Below are 17977 nucleotides of genomic sequence, written 5' to 3'. Positions count from 1 at the left end.
CGGCCAGTATGGCACAGGACGCACTTCGGGACCTGCTCGACATGCCCCGTCCGTCACGATCCGACGGGCGCCCAGGCGGAGGGAGGACCATGGTCCTGATGGACCCTGCTCGGACCGCATAGGTTCACCAGCAGCGTGTCGCTCTCTGGGAGGTTCGATGGAAGCCCTCGACATCGCACGGTGGCAGTTCGGCATCACCACCGTGTACCACTTCGTCTTCGTGCCGCTCACGATCGGCCTGTCGCTGCTCGTAGCGGTCATGCAGACCAAGGCGGTGTTCTCCAAGGACCCCGCCCGCAAGGACGCCTGGACTCGGATGACCAAGTTCTTCGGCTCCCTGCTGATCGTGAACTTCGGCATCGGCATCGCCACCGGCATCGTGCAGGAGTTCCAGTTCGGTATGAACTGGTCGGAGTACGCCCGCTACGTCGGGGACGTCTTCGGTGCCCCGCTCGCCCTCGAGGGCCTCGCGGCCTTCTTCCTCGAATCGGTGTTCCTGGGCCTGTGGATCTTCGGCTGGGGCAAGCTGCCCGAGAAGATCCACCTGCTCACGATCTGGGCCGTCGCGCTGGGCACCACGGCATCGGCGTACTTCATCGTCGCCGCGAACTCGTTCATGCAGCACCCCGTCGGCGCGATGCTGAACCCCGAGACCGGCCGCGCCGAGCTCGACCCCTCCCAGGGCTCGATCCTCGCGGTGCTCACCAACGTCACCACGATGGCCGCCTTCCCCCACGTTGTCTCCGGCGCCTGGCTGGTGGCGGCCGCCTTCGTGACCGGCATCGCCTCCTGGCACATGGTGCGCCACCACAACAAGGCCCGCGACCTCGGCCTCGAGACCGACGAGGGCGCGGACCACCACCACGCCGCCCGGGACCTGTTCCGTCCCGTCGTGCGCTTCGGTGTCGTCGCCATGGTCGTCTCCGCCGCCGTGCTGGTGGTCTCCGGCGACTTCCAGGCGCAGATCATGTTCAAGCAGCAGCCGATGAAGATGGCGTCGGCCGAGGCGCTGTGCGAGACGGAGACCGGCGCGTCCTTCTCGATCCTCGCCGTCGGCGGGCCGGATGCCTTCGCGACCGACTGCGACGGCGTCACCCACCTGGTCTCGGTGCCGTACGTGACATCGTTCCTGGCCACCCACACCTTCGATGCGGAGCTGCAGGGCGTCGACGATCTCAATGCCCAGTACAAGGAGCAGTTCGGCGAGACCGTCACGGACATCCACGGCGATGTGCTGACCGCCGACTACCGCCCCAACCTCTTCGTCACCTACTGGTCCTTCCGCCTCATGATGGGCCTGGCCGCCTTCAGCGGCATCCTGGCCCTCTGGGCGCTGTGGGTCACGCGCGGCAAGGGCGACAGCGCGCGCACCACCGGCTCGAAGCTCTTCCAGTGGTTCGCGGTGCTGTCGATCCCGATGCCGTTCTTCGCGAACTCCGCCGGCTGGGTGTTCACGGAGATGGGCCGCCAGCCCTGGGTGGTCCATCCCAACCCCGATGATCCGACGATCCGGCTGATGACCACGCAGGCCGTCTCCAGCCATCCCGCCTGGATGGTCGCGACCAGCCTGATCGCCTTCACCCTCGTGTACGGCGTGCTCGCGGTGATCTGGTTCCAGATGATGCGGAAGGCGGCGCTGAAGGGCGTGCCGCTGCCCCGGCGTGATCCGGAGACGGACGAGCTGGACACCCCGACCCTCTCCTTCGACTACTGAGAAGGGAACCGATCAAATCATGGACGCCATGCTCGATCCCACGGCCCTGCAGACCCTGTGGTTCGGCCTCATCGCCTTCTTCTTCCTCGCCTACTTCGTGCTGGAGGGCTTCGACTTCGGCGTGCAGATGAACGTGGCGACCTTCTGGCGCCGCGGCTCCCGCACCCGCGGCACGGTCCTGGAGACCGTCGGCCCGGTCTGGGACGGCAACGAGGTCTTCCTGATCACCGGCGGCGCCCTGCTGTTCGCCGCCTTCCCCGAGTGGTACGCGACGCTGTTCTCCGGCTTCTACCTCGCCCTGCTGCTCCTGCTGCTGGTGCTGATCGTGCGCGTGTGCGCCTTCAAATGGCGCAGCAAGGTGGACAGCGAGCGGTGGCGGACCAGCTGGGACATCGTCCACGTGATCGGCGGCTTCGCCCCCGCTCTGCTGTGGGGCGTCGCCTTCGGCAACATCGTGGCCGGGGTGGGGATCGACGAGAACCACTGGGTGACCACCTCCCTGCTGGGGCTGCTGAACCCCTTCGCGCTGCTGGGCGGGCTGGTGTTCGTGCTGCTGTTCTGGCTGCACGGCACCCTGTACCTCGCCCTCAAGGTCACCGGCACCCTGCGCGAGGACGCGAACCGCCTCGCCGGGATCCTGGTGTGGCCCACGATCCTCGCCGGCGCCGCGTTCCTGCTCTGGTACCAGCTGGCGCACTCACATGCCGGGTGGACCTGGATCCCGCTGGTGCTCGCCGCCCTCGCCCTGGTGGCCGTGGTGCCCCTGAACCGGCTGCGGCGCGAGGGTCTCGCCTTCACGGCGACGACGACCGCCATCAGCGGCGCCGTGGTCACCCTGTTCGGCGGGCTGTTCCCCTATGTGCTGCCGTCGACCGGCGACCCCGCCAACTCCCTGACCGTCGCCAATGCGTCCTCCACCGAGCACACCCTCACCGTGATGCTGGTGGCGCTGTGCATCCTGCTGCCGCTCGTGCTCGCGTACACCGCCTGGGCGTATCGCGTGTTCCGTCATCGCCTCAGCGACGAGGACGCCCCGATGCCCGGCTCCGAGCTGCTGGAGAAGGCCAAGAAGGGCTACCGAGAGGCGTTCGAGCAGGAGTGAGGGACGGCATCCGATGACCCTCACCGCCCCGGCCTCCCCGCGAGCAGCCCGGACCCGTCGCGCACCGGTGGACCCCCGTCTGCTGCGCGAGGTGCGCTCGGCCCGCAGCCACCTGGTGCGCACGGTCGCCCTGGGCCTCGTGCAGGCCGCCTGCGTGATCGTCACCGCGCTGGTGATCGCGCGGCTCGGTGCGCAGCTGCTCGAGCATCGCCAGCTCCCCCAGGACGCCCCCGCACTGCTGCTGGCCCTGCTCGCGGCCCTCGCCGTGCGCGCCGCCGCGGTGCTCGTCGAGCAGCGCACGGCGCACCGCGCGGCGACCGAGGCGATCGGGGACCTGCGCGGCCGGATCGTCGCCCACGCCGCGACCCTGGGGCCGCGCGGCGGTGCCGGCCGCGGCGCGGACCTCACCGCCCTGGCCACCACCGGGATCGAGAAGCTGCGGCCCTACCTCGTGGGCTACGTGCCACAGCTGATGCTCGCCGTGACCGTGACCCCGCTGTGCCTGCTCACGATCGGGATCCTCGACCCGCTCAGCGCCCTCATCGCCGTGATCACCCTGCCGCTGGTGCCGCTGTTCATGATCCTGGTGGGGAAGATGACCGTGGGCCGCTCCGAGGCGCTCCTGGCGGACATGCGCACCCTGTGGTCGCAGCTGCTCGACCTGGTCGACGGCCTGCCCACCCTCCGAGCGCTGGGACGCGAGCGGGGGCCGGAGAAGATCGTGCGCACCCTCGGGGACCGGCATCGGGCCTCCGCGATCGGCTCGCTGACGTTCGCCTTCCTCTCCTCCATGGTGCTCGAGCTGCTCGCCACCCTGTGCGTCGCCCTGATCGCGGTGAGCATCGGCATGCGCCTGGTCTACGGGGAGATGGACCTCGCCCCCGCCCTCGCCGTGCTCGTGCTGGCCCCGGAGATCTACCTGCCGCTGCGCAACGTCGGCTCCCAGTACCACTCCTCCACCGACGGGCTCGCCGCCGTGGGCGCCGCCTTCGAGGTGCTCGACGAGGTCCCTCCGGCCGACGGGGCGATCCCGGCCCCCGATCTGCGCACCTCCCACCTCGCCCTGCGATGCGTCTCGGTGCTCTCCCGCGACGGCAGCGCCCCGCACCGGGCCGATCTCGAGCTGCGGCCCGGGCGGATCCTCGCCCTCACCGGGGCGTCCGGGGCCGGGAAGACCACGGCCGTCCAGGTCCTGCTGGGCCTGCTCGAGGCCGACGAGGGCCGGGCCGAGGTGGTCGACGAGCACGGCAATGCGACCGACGTACGAGAGTTGGACCGGCGCAGCCTCTGGGACCAGGTGGCGCTGCTCCCCCAGCGCCCCGTGCTCCCGCCCGGGACGATCCGCTCCGTGCTGGAGTCGGCGCGGCCCGGCGCCACGGACGCGGAGCTCGAGGAAGTCGCCGCGGCGACAGGGCTCGAGGCAGTGATCGCCCAGCGCGGCTGGTCCGCGGATCTCGGCCGCTCCGGCCGGGGCATCTCGTTGGGAGAGCGGCAGCGGCTGGCCCTGGCCCGGGCGCTGCTGTCCCCGACGCCGCTGGTGGTGCTCGACGAGCCCACCGCCCACCTCGACGGCGGAACGGAGGACCTCGTCCTCGATCTGCTCCGCACCCTGCGCGCCCAGGGACGCACGGTGCTCCTGATCGCCCACCGCTCCCGGCTGGTCGACGTCGCCGACGACGTCGCCGTGGTGGAGGCCGCATCATGAGCGCCGCACCCACCCCCCTGCGCCGCGCCGAGCAAGCCCTGGAGATCCCACGGAGCCGCCTGCTCGCGGCGCTGCTCGCGGCGTGCGCGACCCTCGCCTCCGCCTTCGCGCTCGCCGCCGTCTCCGCCTATCTCGTGGCCCGGGCCTGGACCATGCCGCCCGTCCTCGACCTCACGGTCGCCGTGGTGATGGTGCGCGCTCTCGGCGTCTCCCGCGGCGTGTTCCGCTGGCTGGACCGCATGCTCGCCCACGATGTCGCGCTGCGCGGGGTGGTCTCCCTGCGCACCAACCTGTTCACGGCGCTCGCGTCCCGCACGGACGACGCCCTGACCCGGCTGCGCCGCGGCGACCTGCTCGCCCGCCTGGGAGACGATGCCCAGGAGCTCGGCGACCATGTCGTCAAGGCTCTGCTGCCGGGGCTGGTCGCCGTGGTGATGACCGTCGTGGTGCTCCTGACGATCCTCCCGATGTCGCTGCTGGCGGCCGGCTCGATGCTGCTGGCCCTGGCGCTGGCGAGCGTGCTGGCCCCGCTGGCCTCCTATCGCAGCGCGCGGATCGCGGAGCAGGCCGTGCTCACCACCCGCTCCGGGGTGAGCGCGAACGCGCTGGAGATCCTCGACGACGCGACGTCCCTGCGGGTGGACGGCCGCCTCGAGGCGGCGCTGGCGGAGATGCACTCGCGCCAGCGGGATCATGACGCGGCCATCGACCGGGCGGCGCTGCCGGGGGCCGTGGCCTCCGCGGTGGTGCCGGCGGCCATGGTGCTCGCCCTCGCCGGCTCCCTGCTCGCGGCCGGTGCGGCGTGGACCGAGGGCGGCGCCTCGGCCGGGCAGATCGGCGTGCTCCTGCTGCTGCCGCTGTCGTCCTTCGAGGCGGCCACCGCCCTGCCCGCCGCAGCCGCCCAGTACGCCCGCTCCCGCGCCGCGGCGCAGCGCCTCGCCGAGCTGGCCGGGCCCGATGCGGACCTTCACGGAGCGCACGCCTCACGGCCCTCCCCTGCGTTGTCCCCCGCTCCCGTCTCGCCCGCCGCTCCTGCCGCAGAAGGGCGGCATGGGGACCGATCCGGGGCTGAGCATCGGTCGTCAGCGCACAGTTCCGAGGCGTCGGACGCGGCAGCAGCGGCGACGGGCCCTGGAGTCGCGCACCTGCGGGCGACGGGTCTCAGCGCCGGCTGGATGGCCGGATCGCCGTGCGTCCAGGGGCTGGATCTGGACCTTCCACCCGGCTCGCGGCTCGCGGTGGTCGGTCCCTCCGGCAGCGGGAAGTCGACCCTGCTGGCCACCCTCGCCGGGCTGCTCGAGCCGCTCGCGGGCCAGGTGGAGCTCGAGGACGGGAACCCGCTGCGCTCCGGCGTCGTGATGTTCGCCGAGGACGCCCACGTGTTCGCCACGACCCTGCGGGAGAACCTGCGGGTGGTGCGCGGCGAGCTCGACGACTCCACGGCCTCCGCGGCGCTGGCCGCCGTGGGGCTCGACGACTGGGTCCGCACCCTCCCCCGCGGCCTGGACACCCCGCTGGGGCCCGATGGGACCACCGTCTCCGGCGGAGAGCGCCGCCGGCTGCTGCTCGCCCGCGCGGTGATCCGTGGCGGCCCCGTGCTGCTGCTGGACGAGCCCACCGAGCACCTCGACACCGCACGCGGCGACTCCCTCCTGCGCGCTCTGCTGGATCCTGCCGACGACTCCCTCGTGCCGGCCTCGAGCAGCGTCGTGGTCGTCACCCACCGCCCCGAGGCGATCCCGGCCGGCACGGCGGTGCTGCACATCGGGGAGAATGCTCAGAACGCTCGGAGCGACCACGAGGAGAGCCGATGACGTCGACCGCCCCGCCGCCCCGGCCCGACCGGCCCCGGCTGCAGGACCTCACCGGCGCCGTGCTCGCCGGCGGCGATACCGAGGACCTGCTCACCTTCCTGGTCCGCTCCGCCCGCCTCGACCTCGACGCCCGCAGCGCCGCGCTCGTGCTCCCGACGGAGCCGGACACCTGGGCCTTCGAGCTGGTCGACGGGCCCGACGCCGCGGACCTCCTGGGCAGCACCCTCGCGACGCACACGCGTGCGGGCCGGGCACTGGAGGACGCCGATGCCGCGTCCCTCGAGCTGATCGGCACGCTCCGGGTCGGCGGGCAGGAGCTCCCCGCGCTGATCGCGATGGTCGACGCCGCCGAGCACGGCTCCGGGTTCCTCGCCGTGCTGCGCGGGCCTGCGACGGCGTCCCCCGCGTCTGCGACGGACTCCACGGGCCCCTTCACCGTCGCGGATCGGGAGCGGCTCGATGCCCTGGCCTCCCTGGTGGAGCTCACGGTCCGCGTTCCCACGCTGCGGTTCTCCGGCGAGCTCGATGACGAGCGCAGCCGTATCGCCCGCGACCTGCACGACCTCGCGATCCAGGAGCTCTTCGCCGTCGGCATGGAGCTCGAGGCCCTCACCGAGGCGCTGGCCGGGCCGGGGGAACCGCCCTCGAACACCCGCATCCGCACCTCCGTCGCCGCCTCCGTCCAGGGGGTGGAGAACGCCGTGGCGCAGATCCGGCAGATCGTCCAGTCGCTGCGGCGCGAACGCCTCGAGGCGACGCTGACCGAGCAGCTGCGTCACGAGGTGGGGCTGGCCACCGCCGGGCTGGGCTTCGTCCCGGCGCTGCGCCTGCCCCCGCATCCCGCGGAGATGGACGCCGAGGTGCCCTCGGAGATCGCCGAGGACGTGGTCGCCGTGGTGCGGGAGTGCCTCGCCAACGCCGCGCGCCACGCCCACGCGAGCGCCGTCGCCGTCTCGGTGAGCCTGTTCTCCGAGGGCGTGGACCGGGTGGTGCAGGTCAACGTCTCGGACAACGGACGCGGGATCGACCCGTCGGTCACGCGCCGCAGCGGGCTCGCGAACATGTCGAGCCGGGCGCGGCGCCATTCCGGGTGGGTCGACGCGATCAGCCTCCTGCCGGGCACCATGATCTTCTGGCGGGTGACCCTCCCGGCCGTGTGACCACGCGTCGTCGGGGCCTACTTCCAGCCGGCGCGGCGGCGGGCCGCGACCATCGCGGCGACCTGGGTGCGACGCTGCATGCCCAGGGTCTGCAGGATGACCGTGACCCGGTTCTTGACGGTCTTCTCGGCGATGCCGAGCTCGTCGGCGATCTCGCGGTTGGAGTGCCCGTCCCCGATGAGGTCGACGATGCGTCGGTCGGAGTCGGAGAGCTCCTGCTCCTCGGTGACGTGGTCCGCCGGCCAGACCGTGCGGCCGGCGTGCACCGCACGGATCGAGTCGGCGATCTCCTGCGAGCGGGCGGACTTCAGGATCAGCCCGGCGGCGCCGGCGGCCCGGGACTCCCGCAGCGCCGCGTCGTCGTCGAAGCTGGTCAGCACCAGCATCGCCTGCTCGGGGTCGATCTCCCGCGCCGACCTCATGACCTCGATGCCCGTGCCGTCGGGCAGCTGGAGGTCCACGACGAGCACGTCGGGCCGGATCGCCGGCAGCCGGCGCCTCGCCTCGGCGACCGAGGACGCCTCGCCGACGACGCTCAGATCCCCCTGCGCATCGATGACCGTGACGATCCCTCGACGGACCACCTCGTGGTCGTCCACCAGCATCACGCGGACAGCTGCGGGCTCGTTCGTCGTCGTCACCGGACGTCCTTCCTGGGCGAGGCTGCTCCGGATGAGCTGCTCGGCTCGTGCTTCTCGGATCGTGCTTCTGCGATCATCGTGCGGCTCTCTGGCACCGGGGGCAGAAATGGCTGCTCCGTCCCTGGTGGACCGCGCGTCTCAGGACGGTGCCGCACCGTTCGCAGGGCTCCCCGTCACGCCCGTAGGCGCTGAGCGAGCGGGCGAAGTAGCCGCTGCGGCCCTCGACGTTCACGTACAGCGCGTCGAAGCTCGTCCCGCCCACCTCGAGCGCGCGTTCCATGACCTCGCGGGCCGCGCGCAGCAGCTCGAGGACCTTGCGCTGGCTGAGCCGCGCGCCCGGGGTGTCGAAGCGGATGCGGGCCGCCCACAGCGCCTCGTCGGCGTAGATGTTGCCGATCCCGCTGACCAGGTCCTGGGCGAGGAGCAGGGACTTCACCGGAGCCCGGCGGCCACGGATCCTGCGGGCGACGGCGGAGAGGTCCGTCGCGGGATCCAGCAGATCCCGAGCGATGCCGGCCGCATCGGCCGGGATCAGCGCGTCGGGGCTGCCGAGCCCTGCCACCGCGCCGTCGGAGACGGCCTCCAGCGGACTGGTCCACAGGCCGCCGAACAGACGCTGGTCGAGGAGGTCGATCGCGCTGCCGTCGTCGAGGTGAAGGGTGAGGCGACGGTGCCGGTGCGGATCCGAGGCCGGCCCCTCGGACGCAGGTCCTGCCGAGTCCGCCGGCGTGCTCAACGGATCGTCGGTGCGTACGCGCAGCTGCCCGCTCATGCCGAGATGGCCGACCAGGGCCTCGCCGGTGTCCTGCCCGTCCGCGTCGGCCAGGCGCCACCACAGGAACTTCCCGCGCCGTGCGACAGCGGTCAGCCGGGTGCCGGTCAGGGCGCCGCGCAGGCGGTCCGCCCCGCCGGCCTGGCGGCGGATGATCCGGGCGTCGAGGATCTCGACGGACTCGACGATCCGGCCCACGGTGCGCGGTTCCAGACCACGACGGACGACCTCGACCTCGGGCAGTTCGGGCACGGTCTCAGCCCCGAGGGATGAGGGTCTCGCCGCGCTCGGCGAGCACCGTGCGCACCGCGCTCTGGGCGGCCGCGAGCTCGGCCTCCTTCTTGGACGCGCCCTCCCCGCTCGCGGTGACGACGCCGTCGACGGTCACGGTCGCGGTGAAGACCTTCTCGTGCTCGAGCCCCTCCTCGGTGATGCGGTAGCTGGGGCTGGCGCCCCCGGTCGCCGCGATCTCCTGCAGGCGGGACTTGAAGTCGTAGCTGGTCTCGAGGAACTCGTCGGAGTCCAGCAGGGGCCGCATGAGGTCCAGCACGAAGCGACGCGAGACGTCCTGCCCGAGGGCCAGGTGCACGGCGCCGATGACGGCCTCCGTGGTGTCGGCGAGGATCGAGGCCTTGGCGCGGCCCCCGGTGAGGTCCTCCCCGCGGCCGAGCTTCACGTAGGCGCCGAGGTCGAGCTGGGAGGCGATCACGGCGAGCGCCCGGGTGCTGACGGTGGCGGCGCGGCGGCGGGCCAGGTCCCCTTCGGGCAGCGTGGGATGGATCGTGTACAGCTGCTCGGTGACGGCCAGCTGGAGCACCGCGTCGCCGAGGAACTCGAGGCGCTCGTTGTGCGGGATCTCGTCGTGCTCGTAGGAATAGGAGCGGTGGGTCAGGGACAGGTCCAGCAGCCCCGACTCCTGCAGATCCGCCGCCTGCGCACCGTCCAGCGGCAGCTTCGCCAGCAGGACCACAGGATCGGACGCCTCGGTCGAGCGGCGCCTGCGCGCCATCAGCGGCCCTCGCCATCGGTGGGCTCGTCGAACAGGCCCTGCAGCGCCGCGAAGCGGTCGTCGATCACGTCGTGGTGGTGCTCGGGATCGTCCTCCATGCGGAAGCCGCACTGACCGCACAGGCCCGGGCAGTCCTCGCGGCACAGCGGGCGCTCCACGGCCGCCATGGCGAGCGCATCGCGCACCAGCGGGCCCAGGTCGACATCGTCGCCGGTGAGCATCGTGGTGTCCTCGCGCTCGTCGGCCTTCACCTTCTCGGAGAACATGTAGAGCTCGTCGAGACGGGGGGCGACGTCCTGCTCGACGGGGTCCAGGCACCGCGAGCACTCGCCCTCGAGATGGGCGGTGACGGTGCCGTGGACGTAGACCCCTTCGACGACGGACTCGAGCTCGATCTCCACGGCGAGCTCCTCGCCCTCGGGGACCTGCATCGCGAGTCCGCCGATCTCCCGTGCGGGCGCGGTGAGGGTGCGCTCGACGCGACGGTGGGAGCCGACGTTGCCGACGAGGTCGACCGCGTCGAAGAGCAGGTCCTTGTCGAGGGGGGAGGCCGAGGCGGGATCGGAAGACATGGTGAGGCGGTCCTGTTCAGGTCGTGGGGTCGTTCAGGATACGGGCGCGGCGGCCCGGAGCGCGTCCAGGGAGGCGGGCGGGAGCATGTCGGAGACATCACCGCCGAGGGAGTGGACCTCCCGCACCAGGGACGAGGAGATGTGGGAGTACGTGGAGTCGGTGAGCAGGAAGACGGTGTCGGTCCCGGCGAGGTGCTGGTTCATGCGTGCCATGGGCTCCTCGTAGGCGAGGTCGAGCTGCGAGCGCAGGCCCCGCACGACCGCGTCGGCGCCGACCTCGCGGCAGAAGTCGACCAGCAGCCCGGCGGGTAGGGTGCGCACCTCGACCGCGTCGCCCAGGCCGTCGGCCCGCGCCACGGCGCCGATCGTGGAGGTGCGGGTCTCGAGATCCAGCAGGCCCTTCTTGGAGGGATTGTGGGAGACGGCGATGATCACGTGATGCCCGAGCGCGACGGCCCGACGGGTGAGGTCGAGGTGTCCCAGGGTGAAGGGGTCGAACGAGCCGGGCAGGACGACGGTGCTCATGGCGCCACTCTAATGCGTCGGCCGTGATCGTCCGGCATGGTCACGCCAGTTCGAGGGCCACGTGGTGGGTGCCGTCGTCATCGATGCGTTCGATGCTCAGCATGCCCTGGAGACCGGAGAGCTCCTCGGTCCCGGAGCCCGGGGCGATCACGTACTCCAGCGTGGGCTCGCCGTCGGCCATGGTGCCCAGCTGATGGAAGGTGAGGGAGCCCCGTCGGCCGTCGAGCACGCCGTCGAAGCGCTCGATCGCGATGTACCCGGCGTTCCCGGTCACGGGGTCGCCGGAGGTCAGCATGAGCCCGGCGCTCGTGCCCTCGAGGTCCCCCGTCCAGGTCTTGCTGAGGTCGAAGCGGCCGTCCGCCGCGGGCAGGAGCTCCCCGGGGAGCAGGTCGACGGTGAAGGTCGCGCTGAGTCGCATCATGGCCCCAGTCTCTCAGGGGCACGTGCCCCATAGCGAGAGGGACTCTGCCCGATGACGGCACGGACGTCACGGACGAAATGTGACTGGTCGAACCAGCCGAGATCCTGGGCGAGGTCGCCCAGGGAGCGGGGATCGCCGCTGTCGATCGCGGCCACGGCGTCCATCACCCGCGCCCGCAGCAGCATGCGCTTGGGGCCGACGCCGACGAAGCGGTGGAACATCCGCTGCAGGGCGCGGGTGGCGAGCCCGGACCGCTGCTCGAGCACGCTCGTGCCGGTCACCTCGGGGTCCTCGAGGAGCGCCAGCACGGATCGAAAGGTGGCATAGCCGGGGTCCTCGACCGGTTCGTGGGCGAGCAGCCGGTGGTCGATCATCGCGGCGGCGCCGACCGCGCTGGGCGGGAGGTCCGACGGCGGCAGGTCGGGGCCGTCCCAGTCGGCTGCGGGGATCGTCGTATCGCGCAGGGCGCCCAGATCTGCACGGGTGAAGGCAGTGGTGCCCCCGACGTGGAACTTCACGCCGACGACCCCGCCGGATCCGAGCTGCGTGACGTCGAACCTGCCCCGGGTGACTGGCCCGGTGATCCAGGTCCCGGCGCCGTCGACGCCGTCGCGCCGCACCCCTCCCCACTCGCGCGTGAGGTGGATGGAGGGATCGTCGAGCGTGGTGACGACATGACTCCGACCCGGCTCGAGGTCCCAGGTGACGGACCAGTACCGCTCGACCCACCGCCGCAGCCGCGGATCCGGCAGGGCGCTCTCGTAGACGGCGTGGGAGAGGAACTCCTCGAGCCGCAGCACGTGCCCGACCATGTGCCCGGGCGCCATGTGCCCGGGCGCGTCAGAAGCTGTCGCGTTCGTCCTATCCGCGCGCTCGGTCATGGAGGGAGTGTGGCACGCATGACCGACACGACTCCCGCTGTTCCCGCCGTCCCCGCCATCGCCCGGCTCGCGATGCTCACCCTCGACGCCACCGAGACGGAGCCGATGGCGCACTTCTGGTCCGCCGTGCTCGGCTGGCCGATCCTCGCCCTCACCCCCGACTACGCGATGCTCCAGGGCCCCTCGCACGCCCTGGGCATCGGGAGCATCCCGGACCATCAGCGCCCCGCCTGGCCGGACGACGGCCGCAAGCAGTTCCACCTCGACCTCGCGGTCGAGGACCTCGAGGCCGCGGCCTCCAGGTGTGTCGAGCTCGGAGCCGAGCGCGTGGACCCCCAGCCCGGGGAGACCTGGATCGTGCTGAGGGACCCGGCCGGGCATGCCTTCTGCCTGACCGACGCCTCCGCCTGGGGCTGAGCGCTCAGGCCCGGCGGGCGCGGTGCTCGCGAGCGAGGATCGCGAAGGCCATCCCGTCCAGCCAACGGCCGCTGCGGTGCAGGGACTCCTCGACGAAGACGCCCTCGCAGCGCATGCCGATCTTCTCCATGACGCGACGCGAGGCGAGGTTCTCGGCGAAGCAGGAGGCCTCGACGCGGCGCACGCCGAGGCCGTCGACCGCGAGGTCGAGCAGGGCGGCGGCGAACTCGGTGCCCAGGCCCCGGCCCTGCACGGCGGGGTCGAGCACCCAGCCGAGCTCGGCCTGCTGCCCGCGGGCCTGCTGGACCATGTCTGCCTGGGACCAGGCGTCCTGCAGCTGGACCTTGCCATCGGCGACGATCCGACCGTCCAGGATGCCGACGACGCTGGAGGTGAGCGAGCGGTCCCACCACTGCTGATGGTCCTCGAGGCTGATGCTCAACGTCGTGGTCCACTCCTGGACGTCCGGCAGCCGGTACCAGGGCCAGACGGCGTCGGCGTCCTCCGTGCGGGCCGGGCGCAGTTCGAGACGATCGGTGCGGACGGGCCAGTCGAGATCGGTGAGAGCGAGGGTCATCGGCCCATCCTAGGATCACGCACGGGCGTGAGGATCGCTCCCGTTCAGGGCCGCGACCACCTGGGGATAGTCGCCTCGGGCCTCGGCACCGCGCAGGAACTCGACCTGCCGCACCCGGATCTCGGTCGCCTCGGGCCGGGCCTCCAGGAGGCTCATCACCTCGTCGACGAAGTCCGCCAGCGGCATCGCCGTCTCGCTGGTGGCCTGCCCGGGCATGAGATCCGTGCGCACCGCCGGCGGGATCAGCTCGAGGACCTCGACCGAGGTACCGGCGAGCTGCAGGCGCAGCGACTCCGAGAGCATGTGGATCGCGGCCTTCGTGGCGTTGTAGGTGGGGGTGGGTCGCAGGGGGACGAAGGCGAGACCCGAGGACACCGTCATGATCGTCGCCGACTTCTGCGCGAGCAGATGCTCCATGAAGGCGGCGATCAGCCGGATCGGCCCGAGCAGGTTCGTGGTCACCGTCGCCTCGGCGGTGGCCACGAACCCGGCCGGATCCGTCCAGTCCTCGGCGCGCATGATGCCGGCCATGGCGATGAGCACGTCGAGATCGGGGTGCTCGGCGAGCACGGTGCGCGCGGCGGCCTCGATGCTGTCGGGGTCGGCGGTGTCCACGCGGACGGTGGCGATCCCGGGATGCTCCGCGGCGACGCGCTCGAGCAGCTCCGTGCGGCGCCCGCCCACGATGACCAGGTTCCCCTTCTCCTGCAGGCGCAGGGCGAGGGCGAGTCCGATGCCGCTGGTGGCGCCGGGAAGGAAGATGGTGTGTCCGGTGATGTTCATGGGATCGAGACTGCTCCCCCGGCGCGGGGCCCACCAGAGTCCGGATATCGGGGGATCACCGATCCCTGGCAGCGGGGCGGCGTGAGGTCGATACTTCACGGATGGACAGGAACGCGCTCGCAGACTTCCTCGTGCGGCATCGCGCCGCCCTGACCCCGGCGGACGTCGGCCTCGGGCCCGGCGCGCGACGCCGCACCCCGGGACTGCGTCGCGAGGAGGTCGCGCAGCTCGCGACGATGTCCACCGACTACTACACGCGGCTCGAGCAGCGGCGGGGGCCCCAGCCGAGCACCCAGATGCTGGCGGCGATCGCCCGGGCTCTGCGGATGACGACCGACGAGCGCGACTACCTGTACCGGGTGGCCGGGCACAGCGCCCCGGAGCGCCACGCCGTCGAGGGGTACGTGCCGCCGGGCCTGATGCGGGTGCTGGATCGCCTGCACGACACCCCCGCCATGATCCTGTCGGCGCTCGAGGAGCCGCTCGTGCAGAACGGACCGGCCCGCGCCCTGTTCGGGGACGCCGAGCAGTTCACCGGCTGGGATCGCAGCACGATCTACAGCTGGTTCGTGCATCCGGAGCAGGCGCGCGCCGTGTACCCGGTCGAGGACCATGCGCACCACGGGCTGTCCAAGGTGGCCTCGCTGCGGGCCGCCTACGGGACGATGGGCCCGCGCTCGCGGGCCTCGGAGCTCGCGGAGAACCTGTACGCGCGCAGCGAGGAGTTCGCGCAGCTGTGGGACTCCCAGGTGGTCGCCCGTCGGTTCGAGCAGCACAAGGTGGTGGTGCACCCGCAGATCGGCCGGATCGAGGTGGACTGCCAGGCGCTGCTCACCGAGGATGCCTCCCAGGTCCTGCTCGTGCTGACCGCTCCCCCGCACAGCGAGGACGCCGGCAAGCTCGACCTGCTCGCCGCTCTGGGCGCTCAGTCCGTCGTGGGATCGGGCTCCGATGCGGGATCAGGATCCGTCGCGGGCCCGCCGAACTGGAGCACCGTCTCCCCGTAGGTCTTGGTGCCGTCGTCGGCCCAGCCCTGCGGCCAGTCCACCGGCCGGGTACGGCTGGAGCGCTCGATGACCACGAGCGCCTCAGCGGTCAGCGCCGGGCGCAGCGTGAGCAGGAGAGCCTCGAGCGCCTCGGTGGTGATGTCATACGGCGGGTCCAGGAACACCAGGGAGAAGTCCCGACCCTCGAGCTGGCCGGCGACCGTCTCGGCCTTCCCGGCCCGGATCTCGCACCTCTGCTCGAGGCCGAGCTCGAGGGCTGTGCGGCGCAGCTGCTTCGCGGTGGGGGCATGGAGCTCCACCAGCAGGGCGTGGGTCGCCCCGCGGGAGAGGGACTCGAAGGCGAGGCCGCCGGTGCCGGCGTAGAGGTCCAGCACCCGGGCGCCGCGCAGGGCGTCCCAGCCGTCCAGGCGCGAGAACAGGGCCTCGCGCACCCTGTCGGAGGTGGGTCTCGTGCCCTTGCCGGGCGGTCCGGGGATCGTGCGGCCGCCGAGCGTGCCCGCGATGATGCGCGGCATGTCAGCTCCTCTCCACGTCGGGATCTGCGTCCCGCAGGCGGTTCTCGATGGCGCCGGCGAGATCGGGATGGGCGGTCAGGTCTGGATCGGCCGCGACGACGGCGAAGGCGTCCTCGCGGGCCTGCTCGATGATGCGAGCATCCCGGATCACGTCGAGATGCTTGAGGGTGCGCTGCAATCCGGACTGCTCCTCCCCCACCAGGTCTCCGGCCCCGCGCATCTCGAGGTCGATCTCCGCGAGGGCGAAGCCGTCGGCCGCGTCCGCGATCTGCTTGAGGCGCGATTGGGCGTCGCCCGGGGTGAGGCGGGTGCTGAGGAAGGCGATGCCGGCGTGCTCGCCACGGCCCACACGGCCGCGCAGCTGGTGCAGCTGCGAGACGCCGAAGCGCTCCGCATCCAGCACGATCATCGCCGAGGCGTTGGGGATGTCGACCCCGACCTCGATGACGGTCGTCGCGACCAGGATATCGATCCGGCCCGCGAGCATGTCCTCCATCGCGCGCTGCTTGTCCTCCGCGGGCATCCGGCCGTGGAGCACCCCGATGCGGGCCCCGGCCAGCTCCGGGCGCCGGGCGAGGCGCTCCGCCGTGGCCAGGACGCCCCGGGGCTCCTCGAGAAGTGTGCCGGTGGCGCCGCCGTCCGCATCGGGAGGCGGGGGCAGGGGCTCCGGCGGAGGTTCGTGCGGGGTCGCTCCATCCCCGGGTGCCGTCTCGTCGATGCGCGCGCAGACGACGAACACCTGCCGACCCGCGGCGATCTCCTCCGCGGCCCGCCCCCACATGCGCGTCTCCCAGCTCGCGATCTGCTCGGGGACCACATGGGTGGTGACGCCGGCGCGCAGGCCGGGGCTCTCGCGCAGGGTGAGCACGTCGAGGTCCCCGACGGTCGCGAGCGCCGCGGTGCGCGGGATCGGGGTCGCGGTCATCACGACGACGTGGGGGCTCATGCCCGAGGGGCCCTTCGTGCGCAGACGGCGGCGGTGGTCCACCCCGAAACGGTGCTGCTCGTCGATGACCGCGAGGCCGAGGGCGGCGAACTCGACGCCCTCGGTCAGCAGCGCGTGGGTGCCGATCACGATGCCTGCGAGCCCCGAGGTCACGTCGAGCAGGGTCTGCCGGCGCTCGGCGGTCCGCTGCGAGCCGGTCAGCAGGCGCACCCGGGTGGCGTCCGCCGCGCCGTCGAGCTGGCCGGCGCGGGCGAGGTCGCCGAGCAGCTGGGTGATCGTGCGGTGGTGCTGCTCGGCGAGGACCTCCGTCGGCGCGAGCAGCACGGCCTGGTGGCCGGAATCCACCGCGCGCAGCATCGCGCGCAGGGCGATGACGGTCTTTCCGGAGCCGACGTCACCCTGCAGCAGCACGCTGGTGGGATGGTCGCGGCCCACGCGCTCGGCGATCTGGTCGCCGATCTCGAGCTGTCCGGCGGTGAGCTCGAAGGGGAGGCGGTCGTCGAAGAGACCCTGCAGCGGCCCCGTGGCCTGGAGCGCCGGCGCGGGGGTGCGGGCGTCGACCGCGCGCCGCTGCGCGAAGATCGCCTGCAGCACGAAGGCCTCCTCGAACACCAGATGGGCCATGCCCTCGCGGGTGTCCTGGACCGTGGCGGGGCGGTGGACCTTCGTCGCGGCCTCCGGGAGCGTCAGCAGGCCGCGGGCGGAGAGCACGGAGCGGGGCACGGGCTGCGCCAGCGAGCCCGCGAACTCGAGGCCCTGCTCGGTGGCCGCGCGCATGGTGCGCTGGGCGATGTTCTGCTTCAGCGGGTAGACGGGCAGCGGTCGCTGGGCATGCGCGATCCCCTCCGGGGTGTCGTCGTACTCCTCGTAGTCCGGATGGGTGATCTGGGGCGAGCCCGAGTACGAGTTCCAGCCGACGGTGCCGCGCACGACCAGGTGCTTGCCGACCACGAGCCGGCTGCGATGCCACTCCACGAGGTGCTGCTTGGCGAGGAAGAAGGTGAGGGTGATCTCCTCGACCTCGTCGGAGACCACGACCTCCAGGATCGATCCGCGGCGGCTGCGCATGCTGCGCTCCTTCACCCGCACCACGGAGACGATCGCGCTCATCTCCTCTCCCACCTGGACGTCGTGGAGCGAGCGGAGCGGAGCCGGAACCGTGTAGCGGCGAGGGGCGAAGCGCAGCATCGTGTCGAGGTCCTTCACCCCGAACGAGGACATCGCCCTGGCCTCCTTGCGCTCGAGGAGCTCCGAGAGCGGCATGGAGCCGCGGGCGGACTCGACCCTCCTGGCCATGCGGTGCCTCCTCGTCCCTCGTCGACTGCGGCGCGACGTGGGACGATGATCCCGCGATCCTGCCTGCCGCGCGACCATCGTGCCACCTGGGACCGACGTTGTGGCGGAATCCACAACCCG

Annotated in this window: 18 protein-coding genes; 7 read left to right on the top strand and 11 right to left on the bottom strand. The window is 72.1% G+C overall.

The window, feature by feature from the left end; genetic code table 11:
* Nucleotides 1-157: 157 nt before the first annotated feature.
* The 5 genes from ABD093_RS17750 to ABD093_RS17730 are packed head-to-tail and all read left to right on the top strand — an operon-like array spanning nt 158 to nt 7495.
* Nucleotides 158-1714: a cytochrome ubiquinol oxidase subunit I gene (locus ABD093_RS17750; RefSeq protein ID WP_193115984.1), complete on the top strand. Its 1557-nt coding sequence runs from the start codon at nt 158-160 to the stop codon at nt 1712-1714.
* A gap of 19 nt (nt 1715-1733) precedes the next feature.
* Nucleotides 1734-2816, top strand: a complete 1083-nt coding sequence (cydB, locus tag ABD093_RS17745; RefSeq protein ID WP_193115985.1) for a cytochrome d ubiquinol oxidase subunit II — start codon at nt 1734-1736, stop codon at nt 2814-2816.
* A 13-nt stretch (nt 2817-2829) separates the two neighbouring features.
* Nucleotides 2830-4521: a thiol reductant ABC exporter subunit CydD gene (gene cydD, locus ABD093_RS17740; RefSeq protein WP_193115986.1), complete on the top strand. Its 1692-nt coding sequence runs from the start codon at nt 2830-2832 to the stop codon at nt 4519-4521.
* Nucleotides 4518-6335, top strand: a complete 1818-nt coding sequence (gene cydC, locus ABD093_RS17735) for a thiol reductant ABC exporter subunit CydC (RefSeq protein WP_343926154.1) — start codon at nt 4518-4520, stop codon at nt 6333-6335. Before cydD ends, cydC begins: the two co-directional genes overlap by 4 nt.
* Nucleotides 6332-7495, top strand: coding sequence for a sensor histidine kinase (locus ABD093_RS17730; protein ID WP_193115988.1), 1164 nt, complete (start codon nt 6332-6334; stop codon nt 7493-7495). The genes cydC and ABD093_RS17730 overlap by 4 nt, the downstream gene beginning before the upstream one ends.
* Before the next feature lie 17 nt (nt 7496-7512).
* Here the strand turns inward: ABD093_RS17730 and ABD093_RS17725 are convergent, their stop codons facing one another.
* The 7 genes from ABD093_RS17725 to ABD093_RS17695 all read right to left on the bottom strand — a co-directional run bounded on the left by ABD093_RS17725 (nt 7513) and on the right by ABD093_RS17695 (nt 12316).
* Nucleotides 7513-8100, bottom strand: a complete 588-nt coding sequence (locus ABD093_RS17725; RefSeq protein ID WP_343926259.1) for a response regulator transcription factor — start codon at nt 8098-8100, stop codon at nt 7513-7515.
* A 109-nt stretch (nt 8101-8209) separates the two neighbouring features.
* Nucleotides 8210-9160 (bottom strand): bifunctional DNA-formamidopyrimidine glycosylase/DNA-(apurinic or apyrimidinic site) lyase, encoded by a 951-nt coding sequence (gene mutM, locus ABD093_RS17720; RefSeq protein ID WP_193115989.1) that lies wholly within the window; start codon nt 9158-9160, stop codon nt 8210-8212.
* Nucleotides 9161-9164: 4 nt separating this feature from the next.
* Complete coding sequence (gene rnc, locus ABD093_RS17715; protein WP_193115990.1) at nt 9165-9917, bottom strand: ribonuclease III; 753 nt, start codon at nt 9915-9917, stop codon at nt 9165-9167.
* Complete coding sequence (locus ABD093_RS17710; RefSeq protein WP_343926151.1) at nt 9917-10489, bottom strand: YceD family protein; 573 nt, start codon at nt 10487-10489, stop codon at nt 9917-9919. Before ABD093_RS17710 ends, rnc begins: the two co-directional genes overlap by 1 nt.
* Before the next feature lie 33 nt (nt 10490-10522).
* Nucleotides 10523-11014: a pantetheine-phosphate adenylyltransferase gene (coaD, locus tag ABD093_RS17705; protein ID WP_193115992.1), complete on the bottom strand. Its 492-nt coding sequence runs from the start codon at nt 11012-11014 to the stop codon at nt 10523-10525.
* A 40-nt stretch (nt 11015-11054) separates the two neighbouring features.
* Entirely contained in the window at nt 11055-11435 is a 381-nt protein-coding gene (locus ABD093_RS17700; RefSeq protein ID WP_193115993.1) for a DUF3224 domain-containing protein, read from the bottom strand.
* Nucleotides 11432-12316, bottom strand: a complete 885-nt coding sequence (locus tag ABD093_RS17695; protein ID WP_193115994.1) for an AraC family transcriptional regulator — start codon at nt 12314-12316, stop codon at nt 11432-11434. Before ABD093_RS17695 ends, ABD093_RS17700 begins: the two co-directional genes overlap by 4 nt.
* A gap of 18 nt (nt 12317-12334) precedes the next feature.
* Between ABD093_RS17695 and ABD093_RS17690 the strand changes: the two genes are divergently transcribed.
* Entirely contained in the window at nt 12335-12733 is a 399-nt protein-coding gene (locus tag ABD093_RS17690; RefSeq protein WP_193115995.1) for a VOC family protein, read from the top strand.
* A gap of 4 nt (nt 12734-12737) precedes the next feature.
* Here the strand turns inward: ABD093_RS17690 and ABD093_RS17685 are convergent, their stop codons facing one another.
* Nucleotides 12738-13310 carry a GNAT family N-acetyltransferase gene (locus ABD093_RS17685; protein ID WP_193115996.1) on the bottom strand — a complete coding sequence of 191 codons (573 nt, stop codon included), beginning with the start codon at nt 13308-13310 and terminating at the stop codon, nt 12738-12740.
* A 15-nt stretch (nt 13311-13325) separates the two neighbouring features.
* Nucleotides 13326-14093 (bottom strand): SDR family oxidoreductase, encoded by a 768-nt coding sequence (locus ABD093_RS17680; protein WP_193115997.1) that lies wholly within the window; start codon nt 14091-14093, stop codon nt 13326-13328.
* 101 nt (nt 14094-14194) lie between these two features.
* Here ABD093_RS17680 and ABD093_RS17675 point away from each other — a divergent pair, with 101 nt between their 5' ends.
* Nucleotides 14195-15100 (top strand): helix-turn-helix transcriptional regulator, encoded by a 906-nt coding sequence (locus ABD093_RS17675; protein WP_193115998.1) that lies wholly within the window; start codon nt 14195-14197, stop codon nt 15098-15100.
* On the opposite strand, the gene rsmD is transcribed toward ABD093_RS17675, so the two are convergent.
* Both rsmD and ABD093_RS17665 read right to left on the bottom strand, forming a co-directional pair.
* The gene (gene rsmD / locus ABD093_RS17670) at nt 15019-15615 is read right to left on the bottom strand and encodes a 16S rRNA (guanine(966)-N(2))-methyltransferase RsmD (protein ID WP_193115999.1); all 597 of its coding nucleotides are present in this window, start codon (nt 15613-15615) and stop codon (nt 15019-15021) included. The genes ABD093_RS17675 and rsmD overlap by 82 nt on opposite strands.
* A 1-nt stretch (nt 15616) precedes the next feature.
* Nucleotides 15617-17857, bottom strand: coding sequence for an ATP-dependent DNA helicase RecG (locus tag ABD093_RS17665; RefSeq protein ID WP_193116000.1), 2241 nt, complete (start codon nt 17855-17857; stop codon nt 15617-15619).
* Nucleotides 17858-17977 lie beyond the last annotated feature (120 nt).

This window comes from Brachybacterium tyrofermentans, from assembly GCF_039526165.1.
GTDB lineage: Bacteria > Actinomycetota > Actinomycetes > Actinomycetales > Dermabacteraceae > Brachybacterium > Brachybacterium tyrofermentans.
This window is presented reverse-complemented; position numbering and strand designations above follow the sequence as displayed.